13 protein-coding genes are annotated in these 14,628 nt (G+C 61.7%); 5 read left to right on the top strand and 8 right to left on the bottom strand.

Annotation, left to right across the window (positions count from 1 at the left end):
- Positions 1-65 precede the first annotated feature (65 nt).
- The 4 genes from QME24_RS14785 to tcyJ form a co-directional block, all read right to left on the bottom strand.
- Entirely contained in the window at positions 66-1,307 is a 1,242-nt protein-coding gene (locus QME24_RS14785; RefSeq protein WP_054905732.1) for an SfnB family sulfur acquisition oxidoreductase, read from the bottom strand.
- A 300-nt stretch (positions 1,308-1,607) separates the two neighbouring features.
- Positions 1,608-2,366, bottom strand: coding sequence for an L-cystine ABC transporter ATP-binding protein TcyN (gene tcyN / locus QME24_RS14780; protein WP_029884774.1), 759 nt, complete (start codon positions 2,364-2,366; stop codon positions 1,608-1,610).
- A 2-nt stretch (positions 2,367-2,368) separates the two neighbouring features.
- Positions 2,369-3,037, bottom strand: a complete 669-nt coding sequence (gene tcyL, locus QME24_RS14775) for a cystine ABC transporter permease (protein ID WP_009682229.1) — start codon at positions 3,035-3,037, stop codon at positions 2,369-2,371.
- Positions 3,034-3,828 carry a cystine ABC transporter substrate-binding protein gene (gene tcyJ, locus QME24_RS14770; RefSeq protein WP_029884773.1) on the bottom strand — a complete coding sequence of 265 codons (795 nt, stop codon included), beginning with the start codon at positions 3,826-3,828 and terminating at the stop codon, positions 3,034-3,036. The genes tcyL and tcyJ overlap by 4 nt, the downstream gene beginning before the upstream one ends.
- Positions 3,829-4,135: 307 nt before the next feature.
- On the opposite strand from tcyJ, the gene epsC reads away from it, so the two are divergent.
- Together epsC and betT are read left to right on the top strand one after the other, a co-directional pair.
- A complete protein-coding gene (gene epsC, locus QME24_RS14765) occupies positions 4,136-5,068 on the top strand; it encodes a serine O-acetyltransferase EpsC (RefSeq protein WP_235768319.1) in 933 nt (310 codons plus the stop codon).
- A 287-nt stretch (positions 5,069-5,355) separates the two neighbouring features.
- Positions 5,356-7,359, top strand: coding sequence for a choline transporter BetT (gene betT, locus QME24_RS14760; RefSeq protein ID WP_054905731.1), 2,004 nt, complete (start codon positions 5,356-5,358; stop codon positions 7,357-7,359).
- A gap of 125 nt (positions 7,360-7,484) precedes the next feature.
- Here the strand turns inward: betT and tauD are convergent, their stop codons facing one another.
- From tauD to tauA, 4 genes are read right to left on the bottom strand one after another with little or no spacing between them, the layout of a single operon-like run.
- On the bottom strand, positions 7,485-8,318 hold the full coding sequence (gene tauD / locus QME24_RS14755) for a taurine dioxygenase (RefSeq protein WP_009682233.1): 834 nt from the start codon (positions 8,316-8,318) through the stop codon (positions 7,485-7,487).
- A gap of 48 nt (positions 8,319-8,366) precedes the next feature.
- Positions 8,367-9,206 carry a taurine ABC transporter permease TauC gene (gene tauC, locus QME24_RS14750; RefSeq protein WP_047150042.1) on the bottom strand — a complete coding sequence of 280 codons (840 nt, stop codon included), beginning with the start codon at positions 9,204-9,206 and terminating at the stop codon, positions 8,367-8,369.
- Entirely contained in the window at positions 9,203-9,991 is a 789-nt protein-coding gene (gene tauB, locus QME24_RS14745) for a taurine ABC transporter ATP-binding subunit (protein ID WP_054905728.1), read from the bottom strand. The genes tauC and tauB overlap by 4 nt, the downstream gene beginning before the upstream one ends.
- 13 nt (positions 9,992-10,004) lie before the next feature.
- Positions 10,005-10,976, bottom strand: a complete 972-nt coding sequence (tauA, locus tag QME24_RS14740; RefSeq protein WP_280091860.1) for a taurine ABC transporter substrate-binding protein — start codon at positions 10,974-10,976, stop codon at positions 10,005-10,007.
- Positions 10,977-11,580: 604 nt separating this feature from the next.
- On the opposite strand from tauA, the gene QME24_RS14735 reads away from it, so the two are divergent.
- The 3 genes from QME24_RS14735 (at position 11,581) to ssuE (ending at position 14,575) form a co-directional block, all read left to right on the top strand.
- Positions 11,581-12,912 carry an OprD family porin gene (locus QME24_RS14735; RefSeq protein ID WP_009682238.1) on the top strand — a complete coding sequence of 444 codons (1,332 nt, stop codon included), beginning with the start codon at positions 11,581-11,583 and terminating at the stop codon, positions 12,910-12,912.
- A gap of 168 nt (positions 12,913-13,080) precedes the next feature.
- On the top strand, positions 13,081-13,719 hold the full coding sequence (locus QME24_RS14730) for a peroxiredoxin (protein WP_009682239.1): 639 nt from the start codon (positions 13,081-13,083) through the stop codon (positions 13,717-13,719).
- 262 nt (positions 13,720-13,981) lie between these two features.
- A complete protein-coding gene (gene ssuE, locus QME24_RS14725; protein WP_029884767.1) occupies positions 13,982-14,575 on the top strand; it encodes an NADPH-dependent FMN reductase in 594 nt (197 codons plus the stop codon).
- Positions 14,576-14,628: the final 53 nt, after the last annotated feature.

Raw genomic sequence — 14,628 nt, 5'->3', positions numbered from 1 at the left:
GCGCCACGGGTAGGAGCGGCCTTGTGTCGCGATGGGCTGCAAAGCAGCCCCCAAGGCCATTGAATTCAGATCCAGGAATGCCGCGCGGGCAAGGTCCCGTTAAGGTGGTAAGCCCCAACCGCGTGGTACTTCCAGCGCACCGGGTCATGCAGCGTGTGCACCCGGGCGTTGCGCCAGTGGCGGTCGAGGTTGAATTCGGCAAGGGTGGCGCGGCTGCCAGCCAGCTCGAACAGCTTTTCGCTGGCCTGCAGGGCAATTTCAGTGGTCAGCACCTTGGCTTCGGCCACCGCAATGGACGCGCGCGCAGCGCTCGCGGCATCCACGGGCGCGGCGCTGACCTCGTCAAGCACCTGCGCGGCCTTGCGCAGCAACGCTTGCGCCGCATGCAGTTCAAGCTTCAGGCGCCCGACGTCAGCGATCACGTAAGGATCGTCGCTGGCGCGCTCGACATTGGCGTCGACCCAAGGCCGCGACTTCTCGCGAACGAACTTGATCGCATCTTCGATGGCCGCTTCAGCGATACCTGCATCGATTGCTGCCTGGATCAACTGCGAGACCGCGCCCTGGGTATTGGGTATATCGCGCTGGCGCCAGTTGTCGATCACCAGCGCCGCCTCCACCGGCACCTGGTCCAGCAGTACCGTGCCGCTAGCAGTGGTGCGCTGGCCAAACCCGGACCAGTCATCGACGATGCGCAACCCCGGGCTGCCTCTACGTACGAACGCCAGGCGCTGACGGCCGTCGTCGTCCAGGGCTTTGACCGCCACCCAATGGGCGAACAGGGCGCCGGTGGAATAGAACTTCTCGCCACTGATGCGATAACCGTCGCCGTTGCGGGTGATACGCGCGGTGAGCGTGAGGGTGTCCTTGGTGCCGCGCTCGGGCCCGGCATTGCCGATGCGCCAGCCTTCGAGCACGCTGCGGAAAACAAACGCCTGTTGCGCTTCGCTTGCCGTCAGGCGCAGCAATTGCAGGATGCCGAACTGGTTCTGCGGGATCTGCCCCAGGGCCGGGTCGGCGGCGCTTATCAGGCGGAACACTTCGGCGATGGTGGAGAACGAAACATCGGGGCCACCGTGGGCCTTGGGTACGCTGATGCTACCCAGCCCGCTGCGGGTGAACAGCTCGACCTCCGCCCATGGCAGCTTGCGTTGCTGGTCGCGGCGGGCGGCATGCTCGCGGGCGACCTCGGCCAGTTCGCGTGCCGCTTGCAAGGCTTCGGCGTCGTTGCGCAACACCTTGGCTGGCAGCAACGGGGGAGCGCTGTCGAGATCGCTGTGTAATAGGCTGTTGGGTTGGCTGGACATCAGTACCGCTCCTTGGCTGTACTCAATGCCCTGGCGTTACGCACTGGGGAAATTGTGATGCTTACCATTCCTGACCTCGCGAAAAGTAAAGCCGCTACAGCTGGTCGCGGCGAACGTGTGCTGGTCCGGTGGTCCGGTTGATATACTCTAATGCTTTATAAAAATTTAATGAACTAACTCTTTGGAATATATATAGAAGGAGAGATTTCCGCGGCTACGCCGACCTCTTCGCGGGCGAACCCGCTCCCACAGCGTTAACCCTGTGGGAGCGGGCGAGCCCGCGAAGGGCCCAGAGCAGGCCTACTCGGAAGCAGCAGTCCCAAGGAACTTGCGCAAGAACTGCCGGGTACGCTCTTCCTTCGGCGCCGCAAACAGCGCTTTGGCCTCGCCTTGCTCCACGATCACGCCTTTGTCGAAGAAGATCACCCGGTTCGCCACGTCCCGGGCGAAGCTCATTTCGTGGGTGACGATGACCATGGTGCGCCTTTCTTCGGCCAGGCCGCGAATAGTCGCCAGCACTTCACCCACCAGTTCCGGGTCCAGCGCCGAGGTCGGCTCGTCGAACAGAATCACCTCGGGCTCCATGGCCAAGGCACGGGCAATGGCCACCCGCTGCTGCTGGCCACCGGACAGACGCCGCGGGTAGGCATCTTCCTTGCCCGCTAGGCCAACCTTGGCCAGCAAGCGGCGGCCCAGTTCGACAGCCTGTTCGCGCGGGGTCTTCTTGACGATCACCGGCCCTTCGATCACGTTTTCCAAGGCTGTGCGGTGCGGAAACAGGTTGAAGTTCTGGAACACAAACCCCGCCTGCTGGCGCAACCGGCGGATTGCACTTTGCTGCCCCCCCAGCGGGCGGTTGGCATCGATGCTGATGGCGCCGATCTTTATCTGCCCGGCGTCGGGCGTTTCCAGCAGGTTCAGGCAGCGCAGGAAGGTGGTCTTGCCCGAGCCGCTGGGGCCGATGATGGCCACCACCTCGCCAGGCTGTACGGTCAGGTCAATGCCGTTGAGCACGGTCTGGCCCTTGAACCGCTTGGTCAGGCCTTTGACTTCAATCATGCTCAATGCTCCTGGTCATGCTGGTTGACCCGCGCTTCCATACGGTTCTGGAAGTGCGCGAGGATGCTGCACAGCACCCAGTAGATAACCGCAACCGCTACGTACATGGTGAACACTTCGAAGGTGCGTGCGGTAATCAGCTGGGCCTGGCGGAACAGCTCGGGTACCTGGATGGTGGCTGCCAGGGCGGTGTCCTTGACCAGCGAAATGAAGCTGTTGCCCAGCGGTGGCAGGGCGGTGCGCAGGGCCTGGGGCAGGATCGCCCGGCGCATCGCCTGCACCCGGGTCATGCCGATGCTGGCCGCAGCTTCCCATTGGCCACGGTCAATCGATGAAATCGCCGCGCGCAGGATTTCGCAGATGTAAGCCGCCATGTTCAGCGACAGGCCAATCAGCGAGGCCGGGATAGGGTCGAGTTCGATCCCGATCTGCGGCATGCCGAAATAGATCACGAACAGTTGCACCAGCAGCGGCGTGCCGCGAAAGAACGACACATAGATCCGCGCCAGCCAGTTGAGCGGCAATACCTTCGACAGCCGCATCAGCGCCAGGGCAAAGCCCAGCACCAAGCCGAAGAACATGCCGCCCACGCTGAGCAGTACGGTGTAACCCGCGCCCTTGAGCAGGAAGGGCGCGGAGTCGGCTACGAGTTGCAGGCTTTCAGCGATCATTTAGTGACATCGGCACCGAAATATTTTTCCGACAGCTTGGCCAGCGTGCCGTCAGCCTTGAGCTTGTCGATGGCCTTGTTGATGGCCGCCAACAGTTCAGGCTCGCCCTTGCGCAGAGCCACGCCGCTTTCCAGGCGCGAGAAGGCAGGGCCGGCCAGTTCGGTGTCCTTGGCTTTTTGCGCGTATTCCAGCGCCGCCAGGCGGTCGATCAGGATGGCGTCGATGCGGCCGTTGCGCAGGTCGGCGAATTTGCTCGGGTCGTCTTCATAAGTGCGCACCTCGGCTTTCGGTACGTCTTGTTTCACCCACTGCTCGTAGTTGGTGCCCAGACCCACGCCGACTTTTTTGCCGGCCAGATCCTGTGCACCATTGATATTCAGCTGCTCGGCCTTCTTCTTGAGAATCAGCGCCTGGATGCCGGAGATGGTGTAAGGCTCGGAGAAGTCATACTTCTTCTTGCGTTCTTCCGAAATGGTCACCTGGTTGACCACGATGTCCAGCCGTTTGGACTCCAGCGCGGCGAGAATACCGTCCCACTTGGTTGGCTGGATCTTGGCCTTGACCCCCAGCTCTTTGGCCAGCAGTTCGGAGAGCTCGACTTCAAAACCGGTCAGCTTGCCGTTTTCATCCTGAAAGCTGAACGGCGGGTAGGTGCCTTCGAGGCCGACGTTGATCACGCCTTTTTCCTGAATGGTTTTCAGCTCTTCGCCGGCGAGGGCCTGGCCGAGCAGACCAGCACCCAGCACAAGGGCCAGGCTGGCATTGAGTAGCGGTTTGACGAACTTCGACATGGCAGAGCCCCGCGCGTGTTGTGTAGGGAGAGGGTGGCGACTATAGAGCTGGCTTTTTAGGCCTGGAAATAATAAAAAAATATTTTGTTACTTCCATTTTATTCGTTATCAGAGCGTGATTGCTTTGAGGGTAGGCGAGGTTGCCTGCGCCGTCACCGCAGGGTGTGCCCGACATGGCGCAGGATGGAATAAAGCGTAGTTTTTTCCAAGAGGCGGATTTGCCGTAGAGTGGATTGCACGCAGGCACGCCCGGCCCTTTCGCGGGCATGGCGAAACAACCCGATGGCCTATACGGCAGGAGAAAACCGTGAGCGAACAACCATTATCCGGGCGCTGGCAGTTGCAGAGCATCGTAACCGGCCTGCGCGGCGCGCGTGAGCAGTGGCGCACCCGCAATGGCCGCAGCAGCGGCGAGCAGGGTGGCCGCGAGCTGCCGTCGCGCGAGGCGATGCGGCAGATCCTCGAGCAACTCTGTGGTGCGCTGTTCCCTATGCGCCTGGGCCCGGTCGACCTGCGCGAAGAAAGTGAAGATTTCTACGTGGGCCATACCCTCGATGCCGCCCTGACCGCCTTGCTGGCCCAGGCCCGACTGGAGCTGCGTTACGCCGCCCGGCAAAGCCAGGCCGAGCTGGCCGGTGTGGATGCTCACGCGCTGAGGCTGGTACAGGATTTCGCGGCAGCCTTGCCAGCGCTGCGGGTGTTGCTCGACACCGATGTGCTGGCTGCCTACCACGGCGACCCGGCGGCCCGTAGCGTCGATGAGGTGCTGCTGTGCTACCCCGGCGTTCTGGCGATCATCCACCACCGCCTGGCGCACCATCTGTACCGGGCAGGCCTGCCACTGCTGGCGCGCATCAGTTCGGAACTGGCGCATTCAGCCACCGGTATCGACATTCACCCTGGGGCGCAGATCGGGCCGGGTTTCTTCATCGACCATGGTACGGGGGTGGTCATTGGCGAAACCGCGATCATCGGCGAGCGCGTGCGTATCTACCAGGCTGTGACCCTTGGCGCCAAGCGTTTCCCAAGCGACGAGTCGGGCACCTTGCACAAAGGCCTGCCCCGCCACCCAATCGTCGAAGACGATGTGGTGATCTATGCCGGCGCCACGGTACTGGGGCGCATCACCATCGGTAAAGGCTCGACCATTGGCGGCAACGTGTGGCTGACCCGCAGTGTGCCAGCCGACAGCAACATCACCCAGGCCAACCTGCAGCTGGATTGCCAGGACAAGCATTGACCTGAAATTTGCCTGGCGTGCACCGGCACTTTTCAAGGTGAAACGGGCTCTTACAAGAAACGCACAGCGAGCGACCGATGTGCACGCCAGGCGCGGGTTCACCCGCGAAAAGGCAGGGCCAGAAGCGCGCCAGTCGGCGCCCCAATTCGCATTGAACACCGATCCATGTTTAACTTGAACGCTTGTTCAATGAAAAACGCTGGTCCGCTGCCGGTGTTCAACAGGAGGATTCCTTTGCTGAACCCGTTCATTCCGAACCTCACGTCTTTTGACGAGGTGCCTGCCCCATGAGTGCACCGACCCCATCCCTTTCCAACAGCAAGATCCGCATGAACCCGCCGGTGTTCTACTTTGCGGCAAGCTTCATCCTCATCTTCGGCCTGGTGGTCATCTCCAACCCGCAAACCGCAGGCGACTGGTTGCTGGCGGCGCAGAACTGGGCGGCCAATACGGTCGGCTGGTACTACATGTTGGCAATGACGCTGTACCTGGTCTTCGTGGTGGTCACCGCCTTGTCCGGCTACGGCAAGATCAAGCTCGGTGCCGACCACGACGAGCCCGAGTTCAGTTACCTGTCATGGGCCGGCATGCTGTTTGCGGCTGGCATCAGCATTACGTTGTTCTTCTTCTGTGTGTCCGAACCGCTGACCCATATGCTGCAGCCGCCCCAAGGCGAAGCGGGCACTGCCGAGGCCGGGCGCCAGGCCATGCAGATCCTGTTCCTGCACTGGGGGTTGCATGGCTGGGGCGTGTTCGCCTTCGTCGGCATGGCGCTGGCCTACTTCGCCTACCGCCATAACCTGCCGCTGGCGCTGCGTTCGGCGCTGTACCCGCTGATCGGCAAGCGCATCAACGGGCCGATCGGTTATGCGGTGGACGGCTTCGGCATCATCGCCACCGTGTTCGGCCTGGGCGCCGACATGGGCTTTGGCGTGCTGCACCTGAATGCCGGCCTGGATTACCTGTTCGGCATCAGCCACAGCCAGTGGGTGCAGGTGATCCTCATCACCCTGATGATGGGCGCGGCGGTGGCCGTAGCCGTTGCCGGGGTAGAGAAGGGCGTGCGGGTAATGAGCGACATCAACCTGTTCCTGGCCTGCGCATTGCTGCTGTTCGTGCTGTTCGCCGGGCCTACCCAGCACCTGTTCAACACCCTCATCCAGAACCTTGGCGATTACCTGGGCGCCTTGCCGCGCAAGAGCTTCGACGTGTATGCCTACGGTGAGAACCGCGACTGGCTGGGTGGCTGGACAGTGTTCTACTGGGCCTGGTGGATTGCCTGGGCGCCGTTCGTGGGCTTGTTCATTGCGCGCATTTCCCGCGGCCGTACCATCCGCGAGTTCGTCTTTGGCGTGCTGCTGATCCCGCTGGGCTTCACCCTGGCGTGGATGTCGATCTTCGGCAACAGTGCCCTGGACCAGGTCATCAACCACGGCATGACCGCGCTGGGCCAGTCGGCCTTGGACAACCCGTCCATGAGCCTGTACCTGCTGCTGGAAACCTACCCCTGGAGCAAGGTGGTGATCGCCACCACGGTGTTCATCAGTTTCGTGTTCTTCGTCACCTCGGCCGACTCTGGCACCGTGGTGCTGTCGACCTTGTCGGCCACCGGTGGGGATGCCGATGAGGACGGGCCGAACTGGCTGCGCATTTTCTGGGGCGCGATGACCGCGCTGGTCACCAGTGCGCTGTTGTTCGCGGGCAGCATCGATTCGCTGAAATCGGCGGTGGTACTGACCTCGCTGCCGTTCTCGTTGATCTTGCTGTGCATGATGTGGGGGTTGCACAAGGCGTTCTACCTGGAGTCGCAACGGCAGATCGCGCAAATGCACTCGCTGGCACCGTTCGCCCAGTCACGCCGCGGCCGCGGCGGCTGGCGCCAGCGCTTGAGCCAGGCGGTGCACTTCCCGTCGCGTGACGAGGTGTACCGCTTCATGGACGATGTGGTGCGCCCGGCGATTGCCGATGTGCGTGAGGTGTTCGAGCAAAAAGGCCTGGTGCTGATTACCCAGGATGACCCAAGCCACGACAACGTCAGCCTGAAAGTGGGGCATGGTGAAGAACAGCCGTTCATTTACCAGGTGCAGATGCGTGGCTACTTCACGCCATCGTTCGCCCTGGGTGGGCTGGGCACGCAGGAGTTGAAGAACCGCCGCTACTACCGGGCGGAGGTGTACCTGAGCGAAGGCAGCCAGAACTACGACCTGGTTGGCTACAGCAAGGAGCAGATCATCAACGACATCCTCGACCAGTACGAGCGGCACATGCAGTTCCTGCATCTGGTCCGCTGACCAGGCGTTCCTGTTCTGGCCTCTTCGCGGGCACGCCCGCTCCCACAGGTCCGGCACCGGTTTCGAAACCTGTGATGTACCTGTGGGAGCGGGCGTGCCCGCGAAGAGGCCAGAACAGGCAACAACTAAAAGGGCACATCCCCGAGGATCGTCGCGCGGTGCATCACCCGCCGATTAGGCCGGTAGTCATCCACGGCAAAATGCTGGGTCACGCGGTTGTCCCAGAACGCCACGTCATGCTCCTGCCAGCGCCAGCGAATGCTGAACTCTGGCCGTGTGGCATGGGCGAACAGCAGCTTCAGCAACGCCTCGCTCTCCAGCTCGCTCAGCTCATTGATGCGCGTGGTAAACCCCTCATTGACGAACAACGCCTTGCGCCCGCTCACCGGATGCGTACGCACCACTGGGTGCGACAGGGGCGGGTTGTTGCGCCGCGTGGCTTCCCAGCGCGCCAGGTCTTCAGCGGTGGTGCCAAAGCGTTCCAGCGGGAACGACTTGGTGAAGTCGTGAGTGGCGGTCAGCCCGTCGAGCATGCCCCGCAGCGGCGCCGACAAGGCTTCAAAGGCAGCGATGCCGCTGGCCCACAAGGTATCGCCACCGTAGGCCGGCAACTGCTTGGCACTGAGCACCGCACCCAGTGCCGGGGTTGGCAGGAAGGTCACGTCGGTGTGCCACACGGCGTTGTCGCGCACATCAGTGACCGCCGTGTCGAGCACCAGCACCTGCGGGGTGTCCGGCACATTGGGGTAGATCGGGTGAATGTGAAGGTCGCCGAAGCGGGCGGCAAAGCGCGCCTGTTGTTCCGGGTTGATCGGCTGGTCGCGGAAAAACAGCACCTGGTGCTGCAGCAGCGCCTGTTCAATGGCGTCGCGTTGTGCTGCGGTGATGTCGCGGCTGATGTCCACGCCGCTGATCTGGGCGCCGAGCGCCGGGCTGAGGGGAGTGATGGTCAGGCTCATGTCAGTCTCTTCAATCAGGCGCCAGTGTGCTGGCGTGGACAATGGGGTTCAGTGGCTTTGCCCGTGCCAGGGCACCAGCTTGCGTTGCAGGGCGCGCAGGCTCATTTCCAGTGCGAAGGCGATCAAGGCGATCAGCAGGATGCCCAGCACTACGACGTCGGTAACCAGAAACTGCGCCGCCGACTGCACCATGAAGCCCAGGCCACTGGTGGCGGCAATCAGCTCGGCGGCGACCAGCGTCGACCAGCCAACCCCCAGGCCGATGCGGATCCCGGTGAGGATGTCGGGTAGCGCGCTCGGCAGGATCACGTGCCGGATCAGCTGAGCCTTGCTTGCGCCCAGCGACTGCGCTGCACGCAACTTGGCCGGGTCGACGGTACGTACGCCGGTGGCGGTGGCAATGGCGATCGGCGCAAAGATCGCCAGGAAGATCAGCAACACCTTCGACAGCTCGCCGATGCCGCACCAAATGACAATCAGGGGCAGGTAGGCCAGCGGCGGGATCGGCCGGTAGAACTCGATCAGCGGGTCGAGGATGCCGCGTGCCACGCGGTTGTAGCCGATGGCGATGCCCACCGGGATGGCGGTCAGCGTGGCGGCCAGCAGGGCCACGCCGATACGCCCCAGGCTGGCGCCCAGGTGCTGCCACAGGCTGGCATCCATGTAACCCTGGGTCAGCAAGGTCCAGCCCTTGGCCAGGATGTCGCCGGGCGAGGGCAGGAACAGCGGCTCGACCCAGCCGGCGGCAGTCACCAGCCACCACGCCAGCAACAGGCTGGCGAGGGTCAGGGTGCTGATCCAGCGGGTGGAACGTGGGCGGCGCAGCTTGATGGCTGGCCGGGGTTGGGCGTCGTGTTTGCCGGTAACCGGCAGGTCCAGGCTGCTCATGCGCGCTCCTGCAGGCTTTGGCGTTGGGAAAACACCCGCGCCAGTACGTGCTCGCGGGTTTCGATGAAGGCCGGGTCGCACTTGATCGCCCGGGCCGATTCGCCAGCGGCATAACGCTGGCCGAAGTCCAGTTGCAGGCGTTCCACCACGCGCCCCGGGTTGGGCGCCAGCAGTACCAGTTCGCTGGCCAGGAATACCGCTTCTTCGATGTCGTGGGTAATCAGGAACACCGGCTTGGCGGTGCGCTGCCATACCTGCAGCAGCAACGCCTGCATCTGCTCGCGGGTGAAGGCATCGAGGGCGCCGAACGGTTCGTCCATCAATAGCACCCGTGGGTCGGCTGCCAGCGCCCGGGCCAGGCCCACGCGTTGCTTCTGGCCGCCGGACAACTGCCAGATGCGCCGCTCGCCGAAGCCGGCGAGGTCGACCAGGGCCAGCATCTCGCGGGCTTTGGCTTCACGCTCGGCGCGTGGTACGCCGGCCAGCTCCAGGCCGAATGCGATGTTGCCCAGCACGTTCTGCCATGGCAGCAGCGCGTCGTCCTGGAACACCACACCGCGCTCGGCTCCAGGCCCTTGCACCGGTACACCGTCGAGGGTGATGCGGCCGCCACTGGGGGTAACGAAGCCGGCGATCAGGTTGAGCAGCGAGGTTTTGCCGCTGCCGGATGGCCCCAGGGCCACCAGCAGTTGGCGCGGCCCCAGGCTCAGGTTGATGTCGGCCAGCACCGGGGTGGCGGCACCGGGGTACTGTGCGCTGATGCGCTCCAGTTCGAGCAAGGCCATGGCGGGCTCCGGTTCAGTTTGGAAGGAACTTGGCGCTGACGTACGGCGAGTAGTCCGGCAGTACGGCGTCAACCTTGCCTTGCTGCTTGAGGAAGTTGGCCGTGTCGGTCAGTGCCTGGGTGGTGGGTGCGCCCAGTGCGCTGGCCTGGTCGGCGGCCAGTGGGTAGACGTTGCCCTGCAGCAGCACGGGAATGTCGCTGGCCTTGGCGCCGGACAGCTTCACCAGTTTGTCTACGTTGCCCGTGTCAGCCAGCCAGGCTTGCGGGTCTTTGCGGTATTCGGCGTAGGCATCGAGGGTGACCTTGGCGAAAGCCTTGACCACGTCGGGGTGCTTCTCGGCGAAGTCCTTGCGCACGATCCAGGCATCGAAGGTGGGGGCGCCTTTTGCGGCCAGCTCGCCCGAGGTGATCAGCACCTTGCCGTTTTCCTTGGCCACGCCCAGGGCCGGGTCCCAGACGTAGGTGGCGTCGATGTCGCCGCGTTTCCAGGCGGCAATGATCGCAGGGGGCGCGAGGTTGAGTATCTGCACCTTGGAGGGGTCGATGTTCCAGGTCTTCAGGGCTGCCAGCAAGCTGTAGTGGCCAGTTGAAACGAAGGGCACGGCGACTTTCTTGCCGACCAGGTCTTGTGGCGTCTTGATGCTGTCGCGGGCGACCAGAGCCTCGCCTGCGCCAATCTGCGTTGCGATCAGAAACGTCTCGACCGGCAGCTTGCGGGTGGCGGCGGCGGCCAGTGGGCTGGAGCCCAGGTAGCCGATCTGCACGTCACCGCTGGCTACTGCGGTGATCACATCGGCGCCGTTATCGAACTTGCGCCAGTCAATGCTGGCCTTGCTGGCTTTTTCGTAGTCGCCATCTACCTGCGCCACCTTGGCGGGGTCGACGGTGGTCTGGTAGGCGACGGTCAGGTCGGCCGCCTGGGCCAGCCAGCTGGCGCTGGCGAGGGTCAGGGCGCCGAACAGGCGCAGCGGGGCATGCGGGATCATGGTGAACCTCTCAGGCAAACTGGGGTATGCGAGAAGGCTAAATGATCTAAAAAATTTAAAATAAATAACTTTTTTGCATTAGCTTAGGAGGTAAAGCTGTAGGAGCGGCCTTGTGTCGCGATGGGGCGCGAAGCGGCCCTGACGATGGCTGCTGCGACGCTGAGCGTTCAGGGCAGCTTCGCGCCCCAGCGCGACACAAGGCCGCTCCTACAAAGCCTGCGAAGGGTCATAACCTGGGTCAATAGCGAAATCAGATCAGCCTGCTAGGCTTCTCCGTCCCTATAGAACATTAAGGAATTAGGTTATTAGCAAACGTTTGCAAATAGCTAAATGCTATTAGAACCCGTATAGCTACAACGATTGGTTGCAAAGGTTCGTTACATATTCCCTAAAAATCTTAGAAATTCACAAAACGGTCATTTTGGATTTATAGGATTGTCATTATCCTGTAGCGCAGGTGGCGCCTTAGACCAAAGTCGAGAAACGTTTAGAAACGTTTGACTTACTAGTCACACTTTGGGACTAAATCGCCAATCCACGGTGAGCGGGGCACAAGACCCTGCCGCCAGAGATACACAAAAATTAGAACGTAGAGGAGCACAACATGTACAAGTCCAGCCTGGCCGTGGCCGTGGCACTGGGGGTTTTCGCCCAAACAGCAGGCGCTGCCGGTTTCGTGGAAGACAGCAAACTGTCCCTCAGCTCGCGCACCATGTATTTCAACAACGACAACCGCGATGGCGGTGCTGACAACCGCGAGTCGGGTCAGGGCTTCAAGCTCGATTACATCTCTGGTTTCACTGAAGGCACCGTTGGTTTTGGTGTCGATGCCCAGGCCTTGTGGGGTATCCACCTGGACGGTGGCCGTGGCAAACACCCTGACAACAGCAGCTTCTTCCCAAGCGACTCGGACGGCTCGGCCGCTAGCCAGTGGGCACGTTTTGGCGCCAACGCCAAGGCTCGCTTCTCCAAGACCGAAGTGCACTTCGGTAGCGCCCTGGCGCCAAACCTGCCGATCCTGGTCTCCAACGACGGGCGTCTGCTGCCGCAAACCTTCGAGGGTGGCACCATCCAGTCGAAGGAAATCGACAACCTGACCATCAACGCCGGTCAGCTGACCCACGCCATGGGTCGTGCGTCGAGCAACCGTACCGGCCTGTCGGTCGCTGGCGCCACTGCCGACAGCAACAAGTTCCGCTACGGCGGCCTGGACTACAAGCTCACTCCAGACCTGACCCTGCAGTACTACTACTCGAACCTGGAAGACTTCTACAAGCAGCACTTCCTGGGTGCCACCCACGTCTTCAAGATCGCCGACGACCAGTCGTTCAAGACCGACCTGCGCTACTTCGACAGCAGCAGTGACGGCAACAACGGTCACGGCGGTGGCTACAACTTCAGCAACAACGGTGGCTACGCCAAGAACACTGGCAAGGTCGACAACAAGACCTGGACCGCCATGTTCACTTACACCCTGGGTGGCCACGCGCTGATGCTCGGTCGTCAGCAAGTCAGCGACGACGGCGGTTTCGTCTGGCTGAACCAGGGCAACGTGGTTGACGGTAACGGTCGCCCTGAAGGCGCTGCCGGTTCCAGCTTCTACCTGTTCACCGACAGCATGATCAACCAGTTCGCCCGTGCCGGTGAGAACACCAACTTCGGCCAGTACTCGTATGATTTCGCCTCGCTTGGCGTTCCGGGCCTGAAGGCTTCGGTTTCCTACCTGCGCGGTGACGACATTCGCTACAAGAGCGGCCACGGCACCTACAACGAATGGGAACGTGACGCCCGCGTCGACTACACCATTCAGCAAGGTACCCTCAAAGGCCTGGGCTTCAGCCTGCGCCAGGGTGTGTACCGCGGTGGCAGCAACGAAGCCAGCGCGGACCAGGACCAGACTCGCTTCATCGTGAACTACACTTACAGCTTCCTGTAAGCCGTAGCGACACCAAAGAGCCTCGCCTAGTGCGAGGCTTTTTTACGTCAGAAACTTTGTATGCTTTATGGTTATAAATAAATTGTTATTTATTCTTTTTGTTTTTAAATCATTGCAGGCAAAGTTCATTCACACGCTGACCAGAACCCAGCCCAGGAGCCGCAGCCCATGAGCCTAAAACTCGGCGATATCGCCCCCGATTTCGAACAGGATTCCAGCGAAGGCAAGATCCGTTTCCACGAGTGGCTGGGTAACAGCTGGGGGGTGCTGTTCTCCCACCCGGCTGACTTCACCCCGGTATGCACCACTGAGCTGGGCCTGACTGCCAAGCTCAAGGACGAATTCGCCAAACGCGGAGTCAAGGCCATTGCCTTGTCGGTCGACCCGGTCGATTCGCACCACAAATGGATCGCCGACATCAACGAAACCCAGAACACCGTGGTCAATTTCCCGATCATCGCCGACGCCGACCGTAAGGTTTCAGACCTTTACGACCTGATCCATCCGAACGCCAGCGACACCCTGACCGTGCGCTCGCTGTTCGTGATCGACCCGAACAAGAAGGTGCGGCTGACCATCACCTACCCCGCCAGTACCGGGCGCAATTTCAATGAAATCCTGCGGGTGATCGACTCGCTGCAGCTCACTGACAACCACAAGGTGGCCACGCCAGGTAACTGGCAAGACGGCGACGACGTGGTGATCGTGCCTTCGCTCAAGGACGAAGAAGAGATCAAGCAGCGCTTCCCCAAAGGGTACCGGGCCGTCAAACCCTATCTGCGCCTGACCCCCCAGCCCAATCGTTAACGCATTCCTCGTTGCATCGCTCTTAGCCTCACAGGGATTTTCGGGCCGTTTCGACGGCCCTTTTTTTAGCTGCGAGCTGCAAGCTGCAAGCAGAAGCAAAAGCAAAAGCAAAAGCAAGAGCAAGAGCAGGTCAGCTTGCGGCTTGTAGCTTGAAGCTTGAAGCTTTAAACCAATATGGAATAAACAAATGAAAAAATATGATTTCTAGATATATAAACCGACTGCTAATGTCACCCCCAACAGAACACAAGGAAGCGCTGCAATGTTGGTCGTCTCAATCGGTGGTAGCCCAAGTCCTCGTTCACGCTCCGGCGTGCTGCTGGAGCGTTCGCGCCAGTGGCTGCAGCATCGCGGCGTCGAAGTGGTGACGTTCCAGGTACGTGACTTCCCCGCCGAAGACCTGCTGCATGCCCGTTTCGACAGCCCGCAGGTACAGCACTTCCAGCAACTGGTGGCCCAGGCCGATGGCCTGATCGTCGCCACACCGGTGTACAAGGCATCGTTTGCCGGTGCTCTTAAAACCTTGCTCGACCTGCTGCCCGAGCGCGCTTTGGCACACAAGATCGTGTTGCCGATCGCCACCGGCGGCAGCATCGCCCACATGCTGGCGGTGGATTACGCACTCAAGCCCGTGCTATCTGCACTCAAGGCGCAAGAGACCCTGCAAGGGATCTTCGCTGACGACAGCCAAGTCGCTTACGCAGAGGGCAGCAAGCCCGCGCAACTGCTACCCGCGCTGGAAGAACGCCTGCAGGACTCGCTGGAAACCTTCCACGTTGCCCTGGCCCGTCGGCCGCGCCCCGTGGCCCCCGGTGTACTGAACGAACGCCTGCTCAGTGCTCGCTGGAGCATCTGACCGGTTTTATCCGCTTCACCACCTTACTCGCCCGCCAACGAGGCAAGCAGGTG

Origin of the sequence: Pseudomonas sp. PARCl1, assembly GCF_947311875.1 — a bacterium.
GTDB classification, from domain to species: domain Bacteria; phylum Pseudomonadota; class Gammaproteobacteria; order Pseudomonadales; family Pseudomonadaceae; genus Aquipseudomonas; species Aquipseudomonas juntendi.
This window is presented reverse-complemented; position numbering and strand designations above follow the sequence as displayed.